The following is a 22,751-nucleotide window of genomic DNA, read 5'->3' as shown; positions in this document are numbered from 1 at the left end:
TTAGCTGTTAAATAACTATAATAGATTTAATACTTTTAATGCTTGAGCCATTCTATGATGAGCTGTGTCATAGCCTAGGATTTTTCTAGGATAATCATTCATAAATTGTTGCACTTGTTTTAAGCGACATTGACTCACGGTTGATAGATCAGTTCCTTTAGGTATAAATCGACGTAACATTTTATGTTGATTTTCACTGGTACCACGTTCAAATGATGAAAATGGATGTGCGAAATAAATATTGATGTCATGACCAAATTCTTCATATAATGATGCGAATTCTGAGCCATTATCTGCTGTGATTGATTTGAATATATGTGGTGTGAGCGACTTTAAATGCTTAAATATTGATGTTAATCCTTGTGAGACTGAATGAGCGCTTTTATCATTAATCAGCTTTAAGATTTCAAAACGTGTAGCACGTTCAACGAGTGTTAAGATGACAGGTTTAGATTTATCTTTGGTACTGATGACAGTATCGATTTCCCAATGTCCAAAGGTTTGACGAGATTGGACGTCCTGTGGACGCTGTTCAATACTTGGACCTAAAATACGACGATGTGTACGATGATAAGTTTGATTAGACATTCGACGTTTTAACTTCTCTAAAAGATGGATATTTTTAGTCGCCATGATATTATCATTAATCCAAGCATATAAAGTTGTCACACATGGTATTAAATCTTTACGGAATACATTTTCACGATGAGCACATGCCACAACAGCTTCAGGTGACCAACGTTGTTGAATCATTAAGTCATCAGCCCAAGCTATAAAATGAGGATTTTTCCGCCATAAAGATTGTGCGCCACAACGTTGTCGATTCTTGTAGTAATTTTGTTGTGCGAGTGATGGAATATATTGGAATTGTTCATATTCATAAACTTTATCTTGATATTTTTGGCGTGAAATTTGACGTGTAGTACCGCGTTTTATTTCATTATGGATAGTTTGAGGCGCACGTCCTAATTCACGTGCAATAGCACGATTAGAAAAGCCTAAATCTTTAAGGGTTTCGATACGAATGCGTTCTTCATAAGTTAGGTGTGTTCCTTTATGTTTTATCGTGTTACAATGATTTTGCGTCATGTGAATTCATCCTTTATTGAAGAGTGTGAGAGCCTCAATAATAACATGAAATTCACGTGACGTTTTTTATTTATAGGTGGCTAAGTTGATTATAAAATCCACCAAATAATAACGACCATGATTTTATGATAAAATAAATTGAAGAAAAGGAGGGGCATATATGGATGTTACATTTTTTGGTACGAGTGCCGGTTTACCTACAAAAGAAAGAAATACACAAGCAATTGCATTAAACTTAGAACCGTATTCTAATTCCATATGGCTGTTCGACGTTGGAGAAGGCACACAACATCAAATTTTACATCATTCTCTGAAATTAGGAAAAGTGAGCCATATTTTTATCACACATATGCATGGTGATCATATTTTTGGCTTACCCGGCCTACTTTCAAGTCGATCATTCCAAGGAGGCGATGGAAAGCCCCTTACATTAATAGGGCCAAAAGGTATTAAAGATTTTGTGGAAATGTCACTATCATTATCAGAATCTCATTTAAATTATGCTATTACATATATTGAAATTGATGAGGACTTATCATATAGTCATGAAGGTTTTACTGTAGAAGCACGTATCTTAAATCATGGGATACCATCATATGGTTATCGTATTGAAGCCCCAGAAACAACAGGTACCATTAATGTACAGGCGCTAAGAGCTATTGGTTTAGAACCTGGCCCTAAGTATCAAGAAGTTAAATTACAAGATACATTTGAATATAATGGACATCTTTATCAATCACAAGATTTTAGAGGACAATCAAAAAAAGGTCCTATTATTGCTGTTTTTGGTGATACGAAACCTTGTGCCAATGAACAATACATAGCACAAAATGCAGATTTAATGATACATGAAGCGACTTATATAGAAGGTGAAAAAACACTCGCTAATAATTATCATCATAGCCACATTGATGATGTTTTTGAGCTGATAAAGAAGGCCCAAGTAAAACATAGTTTAATCACGCATTTAAGTAACCGTTACAATGTTGAAGATATCGAACAAATTAATCAAGAATTACAGAATAGTGCAGATACACCACACTTTAGCTTTGTTAAAGATTTTGATAGTTTTAAGATATAAATTTACTTTGAAATCAATATAAGCACTTACTTTATTAATTACAATTAAATATAGTCAACTTACTGATTACAAAACAATAAATAAGGGAGCGATATTAAGAAATAAGTTTTCAAAAATGTATTTCTTAATATTACTCCCTTAAAATGGTTCTCTACTTTTTAGGACTGATATATAAAAAATGAATAATTTAAAACGAAAATTAATTTGAAGCCGAGACTCCTAAGGGAGCAGTGCTAGTCGAAGACTACAGGCTGAGATAGCACCCTAGGAAGGGACCCAACACAGAAAAACTGGTTGTCCAGTTTTTTCATGCAATGCAGGTTGGGCATAGCGAGGCTTGAAAATTTAATTATGTATCAGTCTGATTTGTTAGAGAACCCTTAAAATTTAGTTTATGAGGAATATTTATAGTGATTAATCTTCAACATTAGATAATTCAATACTTCGTTCAACTGCAGCATTTAAACAGTCTTCAAAATTGGCCACGATATCATATTGAGATAATGTGTCTAAGCCAGCTTGAGTTGTACCACCTTTGGAGGTAATATTTTTACGTAATTGAGCCATACTTAAATCTGAACGCTCAATCATCTTACTTGTCCCTATAATTAAATTTCTAATAGATTCTTCGACTTGTTCTTTTTCTAAACCTAATTTTGTACCAGCTTTAACATATTGTTCAAAGACATGATATAAAAATGCTGGACCGCTTCCAGTGATGGCAGTAACTTGATGTAAGTGATCCTCAGACACTTCAATAACAGAGCCAAAAGCTTTAACTAGGTCGTTCACTTCATCTTTAGATTTGGGATCGAAATTAGTTGAAAAACTGATTCCAGTTACGGAATGACCAACTTGTGCATTAGTATTTGGCATAATTCGTGCGATAGGATTTTTACAATTTAATTGTTGTTGAATGTAATCTATAGGTATACCAGCCATGATAGAAATGAAACGATTACTTTCACTAACATGTTCAGTTATACGTTCAGCAAGCGCATCAAAATCATGAGGTTTAGTCCCTAAAAATACATAATCAGCATCTTTTAATAATTGTTTATCATCATAACTATAATTAACACCTAGTTTAGTAGCAAAATCTTTCAACGCTTGTTCGTTAGACTTATTTGTTAAGTAAATATCATTAGGATCTAAATTACTAGAGTTAATGATGCCAGTAAATATTGCTTGAGCCATGTTTCCAGCGCCATAAAATACAAGTTTCATTAATGCCACATCCCTTTAATTTTTGATTTGTATTGTCTAGTTACTTATTATAATAATATATTAACATAATGAGTCTCATTGTCATGTAAGTAATAATAAAAATAATATAGAGTATAGTTATAGCAGAAAAGGGGGAAGTAACTTGATAGGACAACATTATGTTGTTACAGGTGGAACAAGTGGACTTGGTAAAGCACTTGTCTTAAAATTGTTGGCCAAAAAAGTTCATGTAACATTGTTAGTGCGTGATACAAACAAAGCACATCAATTATATAAAAATCAATATCCCGAGTTAATAAAAATTGTATCATGCGATTTAACTTGCCAAGAAGACATACAACATTTAGCTAATATTTTCGCATCATTACCCAACATAGACGGCTTTATCTATAGCGCTGGAATGGGTTACTTTAAAGCTATAGACCAACATAATGATAAAGAAATGATTAATACATATCAATTGAATCTTATAGCTTTTAATTTATTGTTATCTGTATTACGACCATTTATCAATGATGATGGCCATATTGTTGGCATTACAAGTCAAGCAGCATTTGTTACTCAAGCATATGCGGCTCACTACGGTGCCTCAAAAGCAGCAATTTATGCATTATTAAACGCTTTAAGATTAGAAGAACCAACATTGCATATTATGACAGTTAACACTGGGCCAATAGCCACACCATTTCATCAAAAAGCAGATCCTAGCAACACATATGCTAAAAAAGTTGAAAAATTAATGATTAATGCGGATGAGCTTGCAGATAAAATTATTAAAGGTATTCTTAATAGACAGTTAGAAATTAATGCGCCTCGTTGGATGCATTATATGTTGAAAATGTATCAACTGGCACCACGATTTGCTGAAAAAAATTTTAAAAGACTGTTTAGTAATAAAGTTGACAAGGGGGAGTAACATTGATTTGTAGTATAGAAGGGATAGTTCAACAAGCTATAACAAATGCACAAGATAAAAAAGCTTTTGAAGCGTTTCAACTTCGTGATTTGATTGGCCAAGAATGTTTTAATTCTTTAAATTCAACAGAACAACAGTTTATTGCAGAGAAATTTAAGTTATTGGTGCTACAAAATCAAGTCCTAGGTGTGGGTATTAACCAGCAATCAAAAGATTGTGATGTTTACGATATTATCTATAAAAAGCAATATTAATAGGTTCTCTATTTTTTTGACTGATAAAGAAAAAGTGAATAATTTAAAATATAAATTATTTTGAAGCCAAGACTCCTAAGCTGGGGTACGAGGCTTGAAAATTTAATTATGTATCAATCCGATTTGTTAGAGAACCTAAAAAACCTTCTATATAACTGAAAATAGTTAGCTATATAGAAGGTTTAAATTATTTTGACTTATCTAAAAATGATTTGAGCAATGATCTAAATTTGGTTGCTATATTTCAAGTAAAACAAAGTAGATATCAATTTAACTGTAATAATAGATGTTAGTTGATTAAATGATTTGTATATTGTAAATCTTTAACGCGTTCTCTTGCAGCTTTGATTTGATCTAAACTAACATTTTTGTAGTAATTTTCAATATTTTCATCAAGTTGCTCAACAGTGCTAGCACCCACGATAATTGAGCCTAAAGCATCGTGTGATGTTAAATAATTGAATGTTAAAGCAGTTAAATTACTTTCAATTTCTTTGATAGACGCAATCGTTTCTCCTAACTCGTCGTGAGTATAGTCAAATATACCGTCTTTAAACTTTTGGTCAAGTGCATCAACGCTATTCGCTGTTAGTAACCCTTTAAATACTGGGCCACGAGCAAGAACTTTAACATTTTTATCATGGATAGCATCTAATAAATCTTCTGGTCGGTTATCTATAAGATTAAACTGAGACATAATCGTTTCAATTTGACTATGTTTCAAATAGTAATCAATGACATTTGGTCTAATTGATGAAATACCATAGGCACGTATAATACCTTCTTGCTTCAATTCATCAAAAGCACTAATTGTTTCATCTAATGGGTCATCAATTGTACCACCATGCAATTGATATAAATCTAAATGATCTAAGCCTAATCGTTTAAGAGAGCCTTTGACTGCTTCTTTAATATATGCTTTTGAAGGATCCCAAGTCGTATCACCATTGTTGGTTAAACGATTCCCCACCTTTGTTCCTATAACAATATCATCTCTTTGTTGGTACTTTTTAAGTGCACGTCCAACTATTTCTTCGTTAACACCTTTATCGTACATATCAGCAGTATCAAAGTAAGTAATACCTTGTTCGATAGCTCGTTCTATAATAGGTTGAGCCTTTTTAAAATCAGTGCCTAAGCTCATACAACCTAACCCTAATTCAGATAATTCAATGCCGCTTTTTAATATATTTTTTTGCATGAATGTTCTCCTTTCGATACACTTTAACTAACAATGCTAGTTTATCAATTAATAAAATAAAATTAAAGGAACGTGATTATAAATGTCTTTTGAAGAAAAAACAATTGATCGCACAGTGATTTATAATGGACATATTATTGATTTAGAAGTACACAAAGTTGAGTTGCCAGATGGTCAAACATCGACTAGAGAGTTAGTTTATCATAATGGCGCAGTCGCAATTTGTGCTGTAACACCGAATAATGAAGTATTGTTAGTAAAACAATATCGTAAAGCTGTTGAGCAAACTTTATTAGAGATTCCTGCTGGTAAATTAGAACATCAAGAAGAAAGAGAAGAAGCAGCCAAACGAGAATTAGAAGAAGAAACAGGATACAAAACAAATGAATTAGTACATATTACTGACATGTATGGTTCTCCTGGATTTTGTAATGAGAAACTATCTATATATTTTACTGATAAATTAATAGAAGGAACGTTAAATTTAGACGACGATGAATTTGTTGAATTATATAAAATTCCAATTGATAATGTTAGAAACATGCTTGATAACAAGGAAATTGAAGATGCTAAAACAGTTATCGCCTTACAATATTTGTTACTAAATTATAATCATTCTAAATAACAATTGAGAAATGCTTGCGTTTTATTGAGAAAACTGTTAATTTTATACATGAAGTAAACAATAATTTGTAATGATTTTAATTATTAGTAGAGGAGTGGACATCGTTGGAAGAACGTTTAAACCGTGTTAAACAACAATTACAACAATCCTCTTATAAATTAACTCCGCAACGCGAAGCTACTGTAAGAGTTTTAATTGAAAATGAGAAAGATCACCTTAGTGCTGAAGACGTATATTTAAAAGTAAAAGATAAAGCACCAGAAATAGGTTTAGCAACTGTGTACAGAACATTAGAACTATTAGCCGAATTAAAAGTTGTCGATAAAATCAACTTTGGTGATGGTGTCGCTCGTTTTGATTTACGCAAAGAAGGTGCCAAACATTTCCATCATCACTTAGTATGTATGGAATGTGGAAAAGTTGATGAAATCGATGAAGATTTATTACCTGAAGTTGAAAATAGAGTTGAATCAGAGTTTAAGTTTAAAATTTTAGATCATCGTTTAACGTTTCATGGTGTTTGCGAAGAATGCCAATTGAAAGGTAAAGGATAACAGTAATTGCGTAGGTTAATATAACCTTCGCAATTTTTTAGAGGTGTTCGGATGGATACAATCATTGAAGAATATTTAAAATTTATTCAATTGGAAAAAGGTTTAAGCGCTAATACAATTGGTGCTTATAAAAGAGATTTAAAAAAATATCAAGAATATATAGAAGAACAACACATTGCTCATATTGACTTTGTTGATAGACAAGTCATTCAAGAATGTTTAGGCTATTTAATTGATCAAGGTCAATCTGCTAAATCGTTAGCGAGATTTATTTCAACAATTCGCAGTTTTCATCAATTTGCATTAAGGGAACGCTATGCAGCAAAAGATCCAACAGTGTTGTTAGAATCACCTAAATATGAAAAAAAGTTACCTGATGTCTTAAATGTTGAAGAAGTACTAGCCTTATTAGAAGCACCAGATTTAAATAAATTAAATGGTTATAGAGATAGGACCATGCTTGAATTATTATATGCAACGGGTATGCGTGTATCCGAAGTCATTCATTTAGAATTAGATGATGTTAATTTAATGATGGGCTTTGTAAGAGTATTTGGTAAAGGTGATAAAGAGCGTATCGTACCTCTCGGAGATGCCGTGATAGATTATTTAACTACATATATAGAAGAGACTCGTCCGCAATTATTGAAAAAGACGGTAACGAATGTATTATTTTTAAATATGCATGGTAAACCATTATCCCGACAAGCTATTTGGAAAATGATTAAACAAAATGGTGTCAAGGCTAACATAAATAAGACATTAACACCTCATACGCTGAGACATTCATTTGCGACACATCTATTAGAGAATGGTGCTGACTTAAGAGCAGTGCAAGAGATGTTAGGACATTCAGATATTTCAACAACACAATTATATACACATGTATCTAAGTCTCAAATTAGAAAAATGTATAATCAATATCATCCAAGAGCATAATAAAAGATGGATAAAGTATATAAACCCACTGTATTAAGGAAAGTGAGACAGTATAAGTTTAGCAATAGAATGCCACACTTATTGTATGTTAGTCCTTAGAGCAGTGGGTTTTGTGTTGTCGTTCGCGAAGTCGTTGTGCTAATGCCATCTCTTTATTGTGAATAACTTCTGAGCGATCTCTTTCAAGATGATGATTAACAATATAACTATTGGTAATGATACGTCGATTAAAATAATAATCAGCATACTGTTGTCTAATTATAAATTCAAATTCAGCATAAATAGGTAATTTTACAGGTTGATATGCTTCATTTTCTTGAATGCTATATAATAAACGATCAATGAGTAATTGAAGTTGTTTAAGATCAAGATGTAATTTAGCACTATCAGTTGCAGTAGCTAAAATATGCTTGGCTTTAATAAAAGATTTTTCAGCACCTTTAATATTATGTCGACGATAATGATAACAAGCAGTTGTAAACAATATCAAACCAACAATAGCATCGCTTTTGGAAAAGTTTGCTTGTTCTTTCCAAGCATCCTCTAAAATATCATGACATAAAAAATAATGTTGATGAGTATGGAATTGATAATAAAACTTGATAAGTGCTTGTTGCATTTAATTACCACCCTAATTTAAAAGTTTCATATATTCATGCTATAATATTTTAGTGAATGATGCACATATAACGCGCAATTTGAGGTAGATAATATGTATGAAGTGAAATTAGATGCATTTAATGGGCCATTAGATTTATTACTGCATCTTATCCAAAAATTTGAAATTGATATTTATGATATCCCAATGAAAGCATTAACTGAGCAATATATGCAATATGTTCATGCGATGAAACAACTGGAAATTAATTTGGCAAGTGAATATTTAGTCATGGCATCTGAATTATTAATGATTAAAAGTAAATTATTATTACCTCAATCAGGAAATGACATTGATGTTGACGATGATCCACGTGAAGACTTGGTTGGTAGATTAATAGAATATCAAAATTATAAAGAATATACTGTAATATTAAATGATATGAAACAGCAACGTGATTTTTATTATACGAAGCGACCAACTGATTTGAGTCATTTAGAAAGTGATGAATCTTGGGATCCAAATCACACTATAGATTTAACGGAATTAATCGTAGCATATCAAAGAGTTAAAAATAGAGTTGAGTTAAACACGCCTAAAGTTGTAGAAATAAGAAAAGAGACCTTCACGATACAACAAGCAACAGATCAAGTTCGTACAAGACTAAAAGATAAAGAACATTTTAATTTTTTCAGTCTTTTTACATTTACTGAACCTATTGAACAAGTAGTTACTCACTTTTTAGCGATTTTAGAAATGTCAAAATCAGGAATTATTAATATTGAACAGCAACGTAATTTTGAAGATATTAATATTGTAAGAGGAGTGAACTACAGTTTTGAATAAACAAGGAATATTAGAAGCATTACTCTTCACTGCTGGTGATGAAGGTATTGAGCATAAACAACTATTAGAAATATTAGATGTTACTGAACATGACTTAGAAAATTTAATTACTGACTATCAATCTAATGGTTTGATGATTCAACAATACGGTCGAACGGTTATATTAACAACGAAGAAAGAAGCTGCTAGTTACATTGAACAATTAATAGAACATAAGTCTCAAATGAAATTGTCTCAAGCTGCGATGGAAGTACTATCAATTATAGCTTATAATCAACCGCTTTCCAGAAGTGACATTGAAATGATTAGAAGTATTAACTCAGATGGTGCAGTAAAAACATTAATAGCCAAAGGATTAGTAGAAGCCAAATTGGTTAATGGAGAACGAAGTCAACAACTCATTACTACTGATTTATTTTTAAATGTTTTTGGCATCTCAAATATTGAAGATTTACCGACAACTGAGGAAGACGAAGAAGAAATGGATGACTTTTTCAGTAATTTAGTCAATCAAAAAGGAGAAAATAATGACTAAGGAATTAGAAAGATTACAAAAACGTATTGCTAATAGTGGTTATACATCAAGAAGAAAAGCAGAAACATTAATTACTGATGGCAAGGTACAAGTGAATGGTCAAGTGGTAACTGAGCTTGGTACAAAAGTTAAACCTTCCGATGTAATTGAAGTTGAAGGTATTAAAATAGAACTAGAAGATAAAATTTATATGTTGTTTCATAAACCAGCTCAAGTTATTTCTAGTGTATCTGATGACAGAGATAGAACAGTTGTTACGGATTATTTTCCAGAAATTGAAGAACGTATTTATCCTGTGGGTCGTTTAGATTACGATACATCAGGTTTGTTATTACTAACAAATGATGGTGAATTTACTAATTTAATGACACATCCTAGATACCAAATCAAAAAGAAATATGTTGCGAAATTAAAAGGCTATTTAATGAGAGAAGAAGTTAAAGCTTTAGAAAAAGGTATAGAATTAGAAGATGGTTTAACGCAACCAGCCATAGTTAAAGTGAAAAAGCAAGATAAAGATAAAAATACAACGTTAGTTGAAATAACAATTACTGAAGGACGCAATCGACAAGTTAGAAGAATGTTCGAACATTTTGGTCATCATGTATCAAAATTAAGCCGTATTGAATATGGTCCTTTAAATATTGTTGGTCTTAATGCTGGAGATAAGCGTGTGTTAACACCTCATGAAGTTAAAGTGATGAGACATTTAGCAGAGCATGGCAATTAATGTATAAAAATATGTATTAAACAAAAAGTTTGAGATTTTTTTCACAAATTTTATATTTTTAATAACTGAATACGTTTTCCTATGCTATAATATGTATGTAATGAAAAGCACAGTGTGGGAGGTAGAACCTGTATGTCAAACGAAATACTTATCGTAGATGATGAGGATAGAATCAGAAGATTACTAAAATTATATTTAGAAAGAGAATCTTTTGAAATCCATGAAGCAAGTGATGGCAAAGAAGCTTTAGACCTTGCTATGGAAAATAATTATGCCTGCATACTACTCGATTTAATGTTGCCTGAGATAGATGGTATAGAAGTGGCAACTAAATTGCGTGAACATAAACAAACACCAATCATCATGTTAACTGCTAAAGGAGAAGAAACTAACCGTGTGGAAGGTTTTGAGTCTGGTGCAGATGATTATATTGTTAAACCATTTTCACCAAGAGAAGTCGTCTTACGTGTTAAAGCACTTCTTAGAAGAACGCAATCTACAACTGTAGATCAAAGTGAACCTCACGCGCGAGATGTAATAGAGTTTAAACATTTAAAAATAGATAATGATGCACATCGCGTACTTGCTGACGGAGAAGAAGTTAATTTAACACCAAAAGAATATGAATTATTAATTTATTTGGCCAAAACACCAAATAAAGTTTTTGACCGTGAACAATTATTAAAAGAAGTATGGCATTATGAATTTTATGGCGATTTACGAACGGTAGATACACATGTTAAACGTTTGAGAGAAAAATTAAATCGAGTATCTCATGATGCTGCACAAATGATTCAAACTGTGTGGGGCGTTGGTTATAAATTCGAGGTAAATGCGAATGATGAACCGACTAAATAGTGTCGTAATTAAACTGTGGTTAACTATTATTTTAATAGTAACGACAGTTTTAATTTTCTTAAGTATTGCTCTAATTACATTTATGCAATACTATTTCACTCAGGATACTGAAGATGCTATAAAAGAAGATGCTAAACGCATAAGTTCACTGGTCGAAGAATCACATAATAAATCAGAAGCAATTAAATACAGCCAAACTTTAATTGAAAATCCTGGTGGTTTAATGATTATAAATAATAAACATAATCATCGAACAAAAGCATTGTCTGAGACAAAAGTTAAAATGTTAAACGAAATTACTAAATATAATGATTTCGATGATGTTTTCGATAAAGGTAAATCAATTACTAAAAATGTCACAATTAATGACAAAGGTAATTCTAAATCGTATATGCTTGTTGGTTATCCAACTAAAGCACAAAAGAATAGTAACAGTAATTATAGTGGTGTCTTTATTTATAAAGACTTAAAATCTATCGAAGATACCAACAACGCTATTACAATCATTACAACTATAACTGCAGTAATCTTTTTAATTGTCACAACAATTTTTGCCTTCTTTTTATCTACACGAATTACAAAGCCATTGCGTCATTTAAGAGATCAAGCGCAACGTTTAGCCGCAGGGGATTATACGAACAAAACTACTGTCGCAACAAACGATGAAATTGGACAATTATCTAGAACTTTCAACCAAATGAGTACAGAAATAGAAGAACATATTGATGCACTGTCTACATCGACAAATATTCGAGATAGTCTTATCAATTCAATGGTTGAAGGTGTTTTAGGAATTAATGAAAATAGAGAAATTTTACTTTCGAATAAAATGGCTAAAGATATAACTTTAAATATGGATGACATGACCAAAAATGCATTGGAACAACAAATAGAAGATACGTTTATATCACAACAAACAGAAATACGTGATTTAGAAATGAATACAAGATTTTATGTAGTTATCACATCATATATCGATAAAATCCAACAAGGTGGTAAAAGTGGCATCGTTGTAACAATTCGAGATATGACAAATGAACATAACTTGGATCAAATGAAAAAAGATTTTATTGCTAATGTATCACACGAATTGCGAACACCTATATCATTGTTACAAGGTTATACAGAATCTATTGTTGATGGTATTGTTACAGAACCTGAAGAAATACGTGATTCCTTAGCAATTGTGTTAGATGAATCTAAACGCTTAAATCGATTAGTTAACGAATTGTTAAATGTAGCACGTATGGATGCAGAAGGTTTAACCGTAGTTAAAGAAATACAACCTATTGCAATATTATTAGATAAAATGAAAGTAAAATATAGACAACAATCTATAGATTTAGGTTTAACGATGACTTTTGATTATTGCAATGATAAACTTTGGGATTATGATATGGATAGAATGGAACAAGTATTAACCAATCTTATTGATAATGCCTCAAGATATACTAAATCGGGTGATAGTATTACTATAACTTGTGATAGTGAAAACGATAAAGATGTGCTATATATCAGTGATACTGGGACAGGTATTGCACCTGAGCATTTACAGCAAGTATTTGAAAGATTCTATAAAGTAGATGCAGCAAGAACTAGAGGTAAACAAGGTACTGGCTTAGGATTATTTATATGTAAAATGATTATTGAAGAACATGGTGGAAGTATTGATGTTGAAAGTGAATGGGGTAAAGGTACAACCTTTATCATTAAATTGCCGAAAGCCCATTCTTAAATAGAACTATAGTAAAAGGATTAAAGTGTTGTTTCAGAAATAACATTTTAATCCTTTTTTATATAATATAGTCCTATCAAAGTTATCTTTGATTCAAAATGTGTTAGTGCATATTTCAACTTTTAACTAATTAAAATCACTAAGTTAAAGTTGGAGCAAAAGTATTGAGATATAAAATGTTATGGGCTATGATAAATAAGTAAAAAATAATTGAAAATTCATCTTCGGGGTCGGGTGAAAGTCCCAACCGGCAGTAATTTAAGCCTGCGACCTGCTATTTCGATTGAAGTAGTGGCTGATCTAGTGTGAATCTAGAGCCGACAGTATAGTCTGGATGGGAGAAGATGGAGGTCTATTGTTGTACAATTTTCCTCCTATTCTGTACGAGATGAATGGAAGGAGAAAATTGAATATGCAACAAAATAAACGACTCATTACTATAAGTATGTTAAGTGCAATTGCTTTTGTATTGACTTTTATTAAGTTTCCAATACCATTTTTACCACCGTACTTAACTTTAGATTTTAGTGATGTACCATCATTATTGGCAACTTTTATTTTTGGTCCAGCTGCAGGTATTATTGTAGCTCTAGTCAAAAATTTACTAAACTATTTATTTAATATGGGTGATCCAGTCGGCCCATTAGCTAACTTTTTAGCAGGTATAAGTTTCTTATTAACTGCTTACGCTATTTATTATAATAAACGTTCAAATAAAGCATTAATAACTGGTTTAATAGTGGCAACAATTGTGATGACTATTGTACTAAGTATATTAAATTACTTCGTGCTACTACCATTATACGGCATGATTTTTAACTTAGGTGATGTTGTAAACAATCTTAAAGTTGTTATTGTGTCAGGTGTTATTCCATTTAATATTATAAAAGGTATTATTGTTTCTGTTATATTCGTCTTGTTATATAGAAGACTTAAAGGCTTTTTACAGAGAATATAATGAGTAACACCACTAATAAAAAATATAATAATAAACGAGATAATCATAAATTTTTATGGTTATCTCGTTTTTGTGGTTCTCTTCCAAATTGGACTGATACATAATTATTTTTTAAGCCTCGCTTTCCTAGGGTGCTGTCTCAGCCTGTAGTCTTCGACTAGCACTGCTCCCTCAGGAGTCTCGGCTTCAAAACAATTTATATATTAAATTATTTATTTTTTATTTATTAGTCCTGATAAATAGAGAACCCGTTTTGTTTATTGTATGCATTAAAATATCGGTTAATTCATTTTATTACATGAATTTGATAAGGGGAGTGGGACAGAAATAGTTGTTTTAAAATAAATTCTGTTATTGAATCGTCCTAAAGCCATTTAAATTAGTAACTTATAACAAAAAAAGAGTGTTCAGAACATGATTGTAGTCTGAACACTCTCTTAATTGTTAGCAAAACTAACCCGACATAATACTATCTATAATTATTCAAATTTTAATGCGTCACCATCAAATGGCTCGTCTGCAATTTTTATTGAATCTGTTGGACAACCATCTAGTGCATCTTCCATATCTTCATATAATTCTTCTGGTACTTCAGCAGTACCTTGATTATCATCTAGGATTACGAATGCAATACCTTCGTCGTCGTAATCATATATATCAGGAGCAGCTGCACCACATGCACCACATGCAATACAAGTATCCATATCAACGATTGTATATTTTGCCAAAATCTTCGCCTCCTTTGATAAAAATGCTAAAATAGAAACATATCATTAATTTTAAGCATCCTATCGTGTATTTTCAATTTAAAAGTTTTACAGAGTGAGGGTTTAACTTGCAACATATTATAAAAACAGCGCAACAGCTAACGCATAACTATAAAACGAATAAAAGCATATTTAATATTTTAAGTGGTAAGAAATCTCACCAAACATTTTTTGACGCTTGTAGTCAACAACAGTTGTCATTATATCATAGTTTACCGCATTTAAAATATCCGTCTTTTGAGCGATTTTTAGAACAATCGCAACAAAATATTAAAAATTTTAATATCATAACACATCCTAGATTTACATTTGATAGTATGGCGCAAACGTTCAATGCCTTGCAGTTATTAGTCCAAACGATTTCAAATACTGAACAGGAATGTTATAAATTTATACCTATAGCACATAATAATAAAATTCAAGAAACTGTCAAATATGTGTATAACGATATTGTAAAACACAATCAAACAAATGAATTTAAACAAGAATTATATCAACTGTTTGAGGCCATTAGTCAACAAGGGACATGCTACTTACATTATTATTTGCAAGGATTTGAAGAAGCAATGTATACAAGACAACAAGTTAGTTTAATTGAAAATATTAATCCTCTTGAATTGTATGAGTTTGAAATGAACAATTTAGTTACTATGATGTTTGAATTAGAAAAATCAAACTATCCTATTTTAAGGAAATTAATTGTCAAACCGACGTTATTGAATCAAACATATGAAACTTATAAAAAATTATTAGCAAGTTTTACCATGGAACAGATAGCTAACCAACAACAAGTTAAAATTAATACAATAGAAGATCATGTATTAGAAATTTTAATTAAAGGTTATATGACTAATTATGATGATTACTGCTCATCTTCACAACAACAATTGTTTATGGATTTTTATCAATCTAAACGGGGAGAACGTTTAAAGATATATAAGGAACACTTCGAAAATTTATCTTATTTTCAAATAAAAGTATTAATAGTTGGTATTGAAAGAGGTGAAATCAGTGCTTCATAAATTTTTACAACAAAAATTTGGCTTTGATCATTTTAAACCAGGACAGGAAGAAATTATTGATAGTGTGCTATCAGGTCAACATACATTAGGTATATTGCCTACTGGTAGTGGTAAAAGTTTATGTTATCAATTACCAACATATATTAATGAAAAGCCGACACTTATCATTTCGCCATTAATTTCATTAATGGATGATCAAGTGATGCATTTGAAACTAAATGGTGAAAAACAAGTGGCATGCATACATTCAGGTATGGATGAAGTCGAAAAACGGCATAATATTAAAATGTTACAGCATAGTCGCTTTATATTTTTAAGTCCGGAATTTATATTACAACCGTTCAATTTTAAACTAATTGCTACTATTGATATTGGACTCATTGTGCTGGATGAAGCACATTGTCTCTCTGAATGGGGATATGATTTTAGACCACATTATGCACTTATTGGAAAAGTAACAAAACATTTTCATAAAGCAACAATATTGGCATTAACAGCAACAGCTCCATCTCATTTACGTGATGATTTGAAAGACATGTTAGGCGTAGACTTTGAAGTTATCAAAACGACGATGAATAGACCTAATATTACTTTTAGTCATCTTAATTTTAATGATGATAGTGATAAAATTAATTGGTTACTATCTTTTTTAGAATATTCAGGCCCTACAATCATCTACGTATCTTCTAAAAAATTATGTCATCAACTTGCACAACATATTTATAATCATGGATATTTAACTGGCATATACCATGGAGACATGAATTATCAAGAACGACAAACAGTACAACAACAGTTTTTAAATAATGAAATTCCAGTGATTGTAGCTACAAGTGCCTTTGGTATGGGTGTCAATAAGAAAGATATTAGAACAATTGTTCATTTTCATTTGTCATCCAGTCCGTCAAACTATTTACAAGAAATTGGAAGAGCTGGTAGAGATGGACAACCAAGTCAGGCAATTAGTTTATATCAACCAGATGATAGTTTTATCCTGGAAACTTTATTATTTAGTGATATGATCACTGATGAAGATATACACCAATTTTCATTAGGCCAACTATTATCAGAAGAAAAACAGAACATATTAGCTACACTTGCATCATATTATAGTATTAATGCCTTAACACTTATTTTTAATCAATCATTTAAAAGAAAGCAATTAGGATTTTATAGAATGTTAGGTTATACCAACTTAGATCAGTGCCGACGTCGTTATTTATTGGAATTTTTTAAGGAGGTTCCTCCGAAACAGCAACAATGCTGTGATATTGATGATGACATTGATAGAATTAACATTAAAAATAAAAAAGAAGTAGTAAGAAAGTTGGATGTTAAAGAAAAATTACAAAATTTGTTCTGAAGTTAGGTATTGCTTTACTAAAGGAAAAAAAGCAAGATATAATTACATTATAAGCAACAAATAAAATTTCAAATAATATTGATAAACATACATAAGTCAGGCATAAAAGGGTATATGTTATGTAAAATTAATAGTTAGAAAGGAAAATGGCAATGTCTAATAATAATTTTAAAGACGATTTTGAAAGAAACCGTCAGTCAATTGAACCAGAACAGCATTCTGACCATTCAGAAGAAACGCAACAAGATCAACCTGATTCAACAAATGAATCAACTCAGGAAAAAGCAGAACAACATTTTCCGCCGAGAAATCAACATAGAAGAAAAAGACGTCGTGATTTAGCAACAAATCATAATAAAGAAGATCATGAATCAGAACAAGTGGCTAATGATACTAATAATGATTTTCAAAATGAAGATTCAAATACTCGTGAGGAAACTGGCACTCTAGATGATCGTTACGATAACTATGATTTACATAATAATCATCAAGATGAGGTGAATGCTTCTAAGGATCAATCAAAAACTGATCAAACAGCAGAACCTAAGTCATCACGTGTTAAAAAAGGCGTTGCAGGTGGAGCTGGTGTTGCTGGAAATGCAGATGACAATCATTTTAATGATGACAGACGAGAAAAAGAATCAACTAAGGCTGATCACAGCGTAACTAATCACCGTGATAACGATGCTCATGGTGAGCATGATGATCATCATAAAGATAAAAAAGCAGCGGGTATAACAGGTGCAGCAGGAGTAGGAGCAGTTGGTGCTAGTGCACTAGGTAAACATGAACATGATAAACATAAAAAACATCATGATCATAAAGACGAATCTAATCATCATGCCAAACATGAAGAAGATACAGTAGATAAACAAACTGATATTCATGGTGAGCATGATAACCATCATAAAGGTAAGAAAACTGCGGCAGGAGTAGCTGGAGCGACAGGTGCAGCAGTCGGTAAACATAAACATGATTCAGACAAAAACTCACATGATAAACAAGACAAAAATCATAACAATAAACAAGATAAGAACCATAAAGGTAAAAAAGCAGCTGCAGTTGGTGCGGGTGCAGCAGGAGTAGCTGGAGCAAGTGCTGCAATGGCTAAAGGCAAAGGTTCACAACACCATAATTCTAAAGTTGATGAACATGAAGACCATGATCATAATGGTAAAAAGAAAAAAGGCGGTTTAATGAAAGTATTGTTACCATTAATCGCTGCAGTATTAATTATTGGTGCTATAGCTATTTTTGCTGGTATGGCTTTAAATAATCATGATAATGGTTCTAAAGATAATAAGATTGCTAATACTGATAGTAAATCTAATGATTCAAAAGATAGTAAAGATAGTAAGTCAGATAAAGATAGTAAAGATAGCAAAGATAGTAAATCTTCTGACAAAGCCAAAGACGATAATAAAGATCAATCAAGTGATGACAATGCTAATCAAGCAGCAACTACTGATGCTGATAATCAATCAGATGATCAATACAGTAATGATACAAACCAAGCAATGACAAATCAAAATAATAATCAATCACAACAACAAAGTAATCAAAATCAACAAAATAACGCTCAAAGTAATAGTAATGGTCAATCACATACAGTTTCTGGACAAGAGAATTTATACCGTATAGCGATTCAATACTACGGTTCAGGATCTCCTGAAAATGTTGAAAAAATTAGACGTGCTAATGGTTTGAGTGGTAATAATATCCATAATGGACAACAAATTGTTATTCCGCGATAATATATCATTTTAGATAAGTAACAATAATTACGATATAACATTATTATTGTATAAAATGAAACTGCCAACAGAGTATAAATCATGTTGGCAGTTTTTTTGTTTTGTAATACGCAAGTTGGGTAATGCAGGGACCCGCCATAGAAAAAATTTAATGATTACAGTTGCACTATCAGTATAACTGCATTGGGACCCAACACAGAGAAACTGTGAAACAGTTTCTACAAGCAATGCAGGTTGGGCAGGAGCTAGTAAAGATTAAAAATCTAAAATAAAGGTTTACACTTGATATAAAAAAGGTTTACAGTTTATTAATTCATAATAAACTGCATAAGATTTTCCAGCTATCAAGATAGTAGAAAATCTAATTGTTAAAGAAGTTAAACATAAAAATATTTTATAGTTGTCTTATTACAATTAATATTATTTTTGGTTATTAAGGTAAGCTAATTAGAATAGAATAAATAAAATGTCATGAATTTATCATAAATAATCAAGCACAGTCTTAGCTAACACAGATACAAACTGTTATAATTATTTGGGATTAAAGGAGGCCGAAACAATGCAAAAAGTAGAAAGTATTATTATTGGTGGAGGGCCATGCGGATTAAGTGCGGCCATTGAACAAAAAAGAAAAGGTATTGAAACCTTAGTTATCGAAAAAGGAAATGTTGTTGAATCAATTTATAATTATCCAACACATCAAACATTCTTTTCTTCAAGTGATAAATTAAGTATTGGAGATATTCCATTCATAGTTGAAGAAAGTAAACCTAGAAGAAATCAAGCACTCGTTTATTATCGTGAAGTTGTTAAACAACATCAATTGAGAATCAATGCCTTTGAAGAAGTCTTAACAGTTAAGAAAATGGATAACAAGTTTACTATTACTACAACTAAAGATGTTTATGAATGTCGTTTCTTAACAATTGCTACTGGTTATTATGGTCAACATAATCAATTAGAAGTTGAAGGTGCTGAATTACCAAAAGTATTCCACTATTTCAAAGAAGCACATCCATATTTTGATCAAAACGTTGTGATCATTGGCGGTAAAAACTCTGCAGTAGATGCAGCCTTAGAATTAGAAAAAGCTGGTGCGAATGTGACAGTTCTTTATAGAGGTAGTGATTACCCTTCAGCAATCAAACCATGGATTTTACCTAATTTTACAGCGTTAGTTAAACATGAAAAAATTGCTATGGAATTCAATGCGAATGTGACTCAAATTACAGAAGATACTGTTACTTATGAAGTGAATGGTGAAAGTAAGACAATAGCAAATGATTATGTCTTTGCTATGATTGGCTATCACCCTGATTATGACTTTTTACAATCAATAGGTATCGATATTAATACGAATGAATTTGGCACTGCGCCTGTCTACAATAAAGAAACTTACGAAACAAATATAGATAATTGTTATATCGCAGGTGTGATTGCAGCTGGTAATGATGCGAATACTATTTTTATTGAAAATGGTAAATTCCATGGTGGTATCATAGCTCAAAGTATATTAAGTAAAAAACAAACACCACTAGAATCATAGAATGTCATAAATTAAACCGAGATGCTAACGATAAAGTTAATATCTCGGTTTTTTAATTATGCTTCGAAATATGTTTTAATTTGTTGGTAGTCAAGACCATTACTAATACTGACTAATAATTTTAATCTTGCTTTTGGTCCATTTAAACCATTGGAAAATATCAGACCTTGTTTGGCTAACTGATAGCCACCACCTTCATAGGCATATAACGGGCTGACAATACCATTAAAGGATCTGGATACTAAGACAATTGGTACATTTTGTTGTACAAGCTGTGTCAGTCCTTTTAAACAACTTGGAGGTAAATTACCTTGTCCTAAAGCTTCAATAATCATACCATCAACGCCTTGAGTACTATAAAAGTCAAAAATATCACTAGATAATCCCATATAAGCTTTAACTAAAGGGACATTTAGCCTGTCATTTATGTCAGGGTATGAAGCTTCAAGATATGGTGAATGATGAAACTGAACACGATCTTTAGTTAATACCCCAAGCGGTCCATGGTTAGGACTTTGAAATGTATTAGTATTTGATGTATGAGTTTTAGTAACATTGCGAGCGGTATGTATTTCATCATTAAATACCACCATCACACCTTTATTTTGTGCTTTGGCATCAGAAGCAACCCGAATTGCTGAAATATAATTATACAAACCATCAGCACCAATTTCATTAGACGAACGCATAGCACCTGTGATGACAATAGGTAAATGAATGTCTATTAATAAGTCTAATAAATAAGCCGTTTCTTCTAATGTATCGGTGCCATGAGTAATCACAAAACCATCATATTGTTTTGTATTAGCATATTGTAAAATTATATTTTTTAAGTCATTTACATGGTTAATAGTTATATGTGGAGAAGGAATATTAAAAGGACTCAATTCGTCTACTTGAGCATATTGTTTAATGATATCTTCATGTAATGATATTGGATTAATATCATTAGTTACAACTTTATTTGATTGATCTTGTGACATACTGATTGTGCCACCTGTATGAATAACAAGTAGATGTTTCATAGATTTCCTCCTTATTTCATTTACTTAATTATGATAAAATATTATTCATAAAACAACAAGGAAGGGAAATAGAGCATGAGAGCGATTAATATTGCAATTGATGGGCCGGCAGCTGCAGGAAAGAGTACAATAGCTAAGAGAGTGGCAAGTGAATTATCAATGATTTATGTAGATACTGGCGCAATGTATAGAGCCATAACTTATAAATATTTGAAATTAAATAAGACTGAAGATTTTTCTAAGCTTGTTAATTACACGACATTAGAATTAGTCTATAAAAAAGATAAAGGTCAATGTATCATTCTTGATAATGAGGATGTTACGGATTATCTTCGTGAAAACGATGTTACACAACACGTTTCTTACGTAGCGTCTAAAGAGCCAGTTCGTACCTTTGCTGTTAAAAAGCAAAAAGAATTGGCAGCTGAAAAAGGTATTGTTATGGATGGTCGAGATGTTGGTACGGTTGTGTTACTAGATGCAGACTTAAAAGTATACATGATAGCATCTGTTGAAGAACGCGCAGAACGTAGACTTAAAGATAACAATCTAAGAGGTATAGAATCAAATTTTGAAGGTTTGAAAAAAGAAATTGCTGACAGAGATCACTATGATATGAACAGAGAAATTTCTCCATTGAAAAAAGCTGACGATGCAATCACATTAGATACCACTGGAAAGTCAATTGAACAAGTCACAGCAGAAATTTTAGCACTTGTTAAAGAAATTGCAGATTAAAGCAAGAAACAATTAAATGACATTGAATCATTAAGTCATGAGAGATCAATAGGTTATAAGAATAGCTTATTAGATTTTTATTAATCTCATGGCTTTTTGTTTTATAAAAGTATAATTTTTTACTATAATAGTATATGTAAAGATAGATACGTAGCATCTTAATAGAATAAATAAAATTTTTAGACAAACTTTATATACAAAATGTATAAAGTTGACTATTTATGACAACATTAATTTCAAACTGAGCATGGACATTAACAATATGGTGGTAATTAGGTGACATATTTATGGACATTGTGAATTTGATAATGCTAATGTAGATAGAATTTCTTGACAATTCTGTCAGTTTATAAGATGTTATAAATATGTAGTGTATAAGGAGGCAATCAA

Annotated in this window: 23 protein-coding genes and 1 riboswitch; of the genes, 17 read left to right on the top strand and 6 right to left on the bottom strand. The window is 31.4% G+C overall.

From position 1 onward, the window contains the following. Window positions 1-15: 15 nt before the first annotated feature. Window positions 16-1,089 carry an IS30 family transposase gene (locus J3R86_RS06020; protein WP_207516515.1) on the bottom strand — a complete coding sequence of 358 codons (1,074 nt, stop codon included), beginning with the start codon at window positions 1,087-1,089 and terminating at the stop codon, window positions 16-18. A 160-nt stretch (window positions 1,090-1,249) separates the two neighbouring features. Between J3R86_RS06020 and rnz the strand changes: the two genes are divergently transcribed. Then, a complete protein-coding gene (gene rnz, locus J3R86_RS06015; RefSeq protein WP_207516514.1) occupies window positions 1,250-2,170 on the top strand; it encodes a ribonuclease Z in 921 nt (306 codons plus the stop codon). A gap of 414 nt (window positions 2,171-2,584) precedes the next feature. Here rnz and proC read toward each other — a convergent pair whose 3' ends face one another. Next, window positions 2,585-3,397, bottom strand: coding sequence for a pyrroline-5-carboxylate reductase (gene proC / locus J3R86_RS06010; protein WP_207516513.1), 813 nt, complete (start codon window positions 3,395-3,397; stop codon window positions 2,585-2,587). Between the two features lie 142 nt (window positions 3,398-3,539). Here proC and J3R86_RS06005 point away from each other — a divergent pair, with 142 nt between their 5' ends. Together J3R86_RS06005 and J3R86_RS06000 are read left to right on the top strand one after the other, a co-directional pair. Beyond that, complete coding sequence (locus J3R86_RS06005) at window positions 3,540-4,313, top strand: SDR family NAD(P)-dependent oxidoreductase (protein ID WP_207516512.1); 774 nt, start codon at window positions 3,540-3,542, stop codon at window positions 4,311-4,313. Window positions 4,314-4,315: 2 nt separating this feature from the next. Beyond that, on the top strand, window positions 4,316-4,567 hold the full coding sequence (locus J3R86_RS06000) for a hypothetical protein (protein ID WP_207516511.1): 252 nt from the start codon (window positions 4,316-4,318) through the stop codon (window positions 4,565-4,567). A gap of 289 nt (window positions 4,568-4,856) precedes the next feature. Here the strand turns inward: J3R86_RS06000 and J3R86_RS05995 are convergent, their stop codons facing one another. Then, complete coding sequence (locus tag J3R86_RS05995; protein WP_207516510.1) at window positions 4,857-5,768, bottom strand: aldo/keto reductase; 912 nt, start codon at window positions 5,766-5,768, stop codon at window positions 4,857-4,859. An 82-nt stretch (window positions 5,769-5,850) separates the two neighbouring features. Between J3R86_RS05995 and J3R86_RS05990 the strand changes: the two genes are divergently transcribed. From J3R86_RS05990 to xerD, 3 genes are all read left to right on the top strand, one after another. Continuing rightward, complete coding sequence (locus tag J3R86_RS05990; protein WP_207516509.1) at window positions 5,851-6,393, top strand: NUDIX domain-containing protein; 543 nt, start codon at window positions 5,851-5,853, stop codon at window positions 6,391-6,393. Between the two features lie 104 nt (window positions 6,394-6,497). Beyond that, entirely contained in the window at window positions 6,498-6,947 is a 450-nt protein-coding gene (locus J3R86_RS05985; protein ID WP_002461701.1) for a ferric iron uptake transcriptional regulator, read from the top strand. 51 nt (window positions 6,948-6,998) lie between these two features. Next, complete coding sequence (xerD, locus tag J3R86_RS05980; RefSeq protein WP_207516508.1) at window positions 6,999-7,886, top strand: site-specific tyrosine recombinase XerD; 888 nt, start codon at window positions 6,999-7,001, stop codon at window positions 7,884-7,886. Between the two features lie 88 nt (window positions 7,887-7,974). On the opposite strand, the gene J3R86_RS05975 is transcribed toward xerD, so the two are convergent. After that, window positions 7,975-8,505 carry a DUF309 domain-containing protein gene (locus J3R86_RS05975; RefSeq protein ID WP_207516507.1) on the bottom strand — a complete coding sequence of 177 codons (531 nt, stop codon included), beginning with the start codon at window positions 8,503-8,505 and terminating at the stop codon, window positions 7,975-7,977. A 93-nt stretch (window positions 8,506-8,598) separates the two neighbouring features. On the opposite strand from J3R86_RS05975, the gene J3R86_RS05970 reads away from it, so the two are divergent. The 6 genes from J3R86_RS05970 (at window position 8,599) to J3R86_RS05945 (ending at window position 14,146) form a co-directional block, all read left to right on the top strand. Further along, the gene (locus J3R86_RS05970; protein WP_207516506.1) at window positions 8,599-9,330 is read left to right on the top strand and encodes a segregation and condensation protein A; all 732 of its coding nucleotides are present in this window, start codon (window positions 8,599-8,601) and stop codon (window positions 9,328-9,330) included. Continuing rightward, on the top strand, window positions 9,323-9,865 hold the full coding sequence (gene scpB / locus J3R86_RS05965; protein WP_207516505.1) for an SMC-Scp complex subunit ScpB: 543 nt from the start codon (window positions 9,323-9,325) through the stop codon (window positions 9,863-9,865). The genes J3R86_RS05970 and scpB overlap by 8 nt, the downstream gene beginning before the upstream one ends. Further along, window positions 9,858-10,595 (top strand): pseudouridine synthase, encoded by a 738-nt coding sequence (locus J3R86_RS05960; protein WP_207516504.1) that lies wholly within the window; start codon window positions 9,858-9,860, stop codon window positions 10,593-10,595. Before scpB ends, J3R86_RS05960 begins: the two co-directional genes overlap by 8 nt. Window positions 10,596-10,727: 132 nt before the next feature. Then, window positions 10,728-11,453 (top strand): response regulator, encoded by a 726-nt coding sequence (locus J3R86_RS05955; protein WP_207516503.1) that lies wholly within the window; start codon window positions 10,728-10,730, stop codon window positions 11,451-11,453. After that, window positions 11,434-13,188 (top strand): ATP-binding protein, encoded by a 1,755-nt coding sequence (locus J3R86_RS05950; RefSeq protein ID WP_207516502.1) that lies wholly within the window; start codon window positions 11,434-11,436, stop codon window positions 13,186-13,188. Before J3R86_RS05955 ends, J3R86_RS05950 begins: the two co-directional genes overlap by 20 nt. A 216-nt stretch (window positions 13,189-13,404) precedes the next feature. Continuing rightward, window positions 13,405-13,538: riboswitch (FMN riboswitch) on the top strand. A 62-nt stretch (window positions 13,539-13,600) separates the two neighbouring features. Beyond that, window positions 13,601-14,146, top strand: coding sequence for an ECF transporter S component (locus tag J3R86_RS05945; protein WP_207516501.1), 546 nt, complete (start codon window positions 13,601-13,603; stop codon window positions 14,144-14,146). Window positions 14,147-14,625: 479 nt separating this feature from the next. Here the strand turns inward: J3R86_RS05945 and J3R86_RS05940 are convergent, their stop codons facing one another. Then, window positions 14,626-14,874 carry a ferredoxin gene (locus J3R86_RS05940; protein ID WP_002462199.1) on the bottom strand — a complete coding sequence of 83 codons (249 nt, stop codon included), beginning with the start codon at window positions 14,872-14,874 and terminating at the stop codon, window positions 14,626-14,628. 107 nt (window positions 14,875-14,981) lie between these two features. Here J3R86_RS05940 and J3R86_RS05935 point away from each other — a divergent pair, with 107 nt between their 5' ends. From J3R86_RS05935 to ypdA, 4 genes are all read left to right on the top strand, one after another. Then, window positions 14,982-15,935, top strand: a complete 954-nt coding sequence (locus J3R86_RS05935; protein WP_207516500.1) for a helix-turn-helix domain-containing protein — start codon at window positions 14,982-14,984, stop codon at window positions 15,933-15,935. Continuing rightward, window positions 15,925-17,298 carry a RecQ family ATP-dependent DNA helicase gene (locus J3R86_RS05930; RefSeq protein WP_207516499.1) on the top strand — a complete coding sequence of 458 codons (1,374 nt, stop codon included), beginning with the start codon at window positions 15,925-15,927 and terminating at the stop codon, window positions 17,296-17,298. Before J3R86_RS05935 ends, J3R86_RS05930 begins: the two co-directional genes overlap by 11 nt. Before the next feature lie 152 nt (window positions 17,299-17,450). Then, window positions 17,451-19,052: an elastin-binding protein EbpS gene (ebpS, locus tag J3R86_RS05925; protein WP_207516498.1), complete on the top strand. Its 1,602-nt coding sequence runs from the start codon at window positions 17,451-17,453 to the stop codon at window positions 19,050-19,052. A gap of 559 nt (window positions 19,053-19,611) precedes the next feature. After that, window positions 19,612-20,598: a bacillithiol disulfide reductase YpdA gene (ypdA, locus tag J3R86_RS05920; RefSeq protein ID WP_207516497.1), complete on the top strand. Its 987-nt coding sequence runs from the start codon at window positions 19,612-19,614 to the stop codon at window positions 20,596-20,598. 56 nt (window positions 20,599-20,654) lie between these two features. Here ypdA and J3R86_RS05915 read toward each other — a convergent pair whose 3' ends face one another. Beyond that, window positions 20,655-21,623, bottom strand: coding sequence for an asparaginase (locus J3R86_RS05915; protein ID WP_207516496.1), 969 nt, complete (start codon window positions 21,621-21,623; stop codon window positions 20,655-20,657). Window positions 21,624-21,698: 75 nt separating this feature from the next. On the opposite strand from J3R86_RS05915, the gene cmk reads away from it, so the two are divergent. Further along, a complete protein-coding gene (gene cmk, locus J3R86_RS05910; protein ID WP_207516495.1) occupies window positions 21,699-22,361 on the top strand; it encodes a (d)CMP kinase in 663 nt (220 codons plus the stop codon). Window positions 22,362-22,751: the final 390 nt, after the last annotated feature.

Origin of the sequence: Staphylococcus simiae (assembly GCF_017357005.1) — a bacterium.
Lineage (GTDB): Bacteria > Bacillota > Bacilli > Staphylococcales > Staphylococcaceae > Staphylococcus > Staphylococcus simiae_A.
This window is presented reverse-complemented; position numbering and strand designations above follow the sequence as displayed.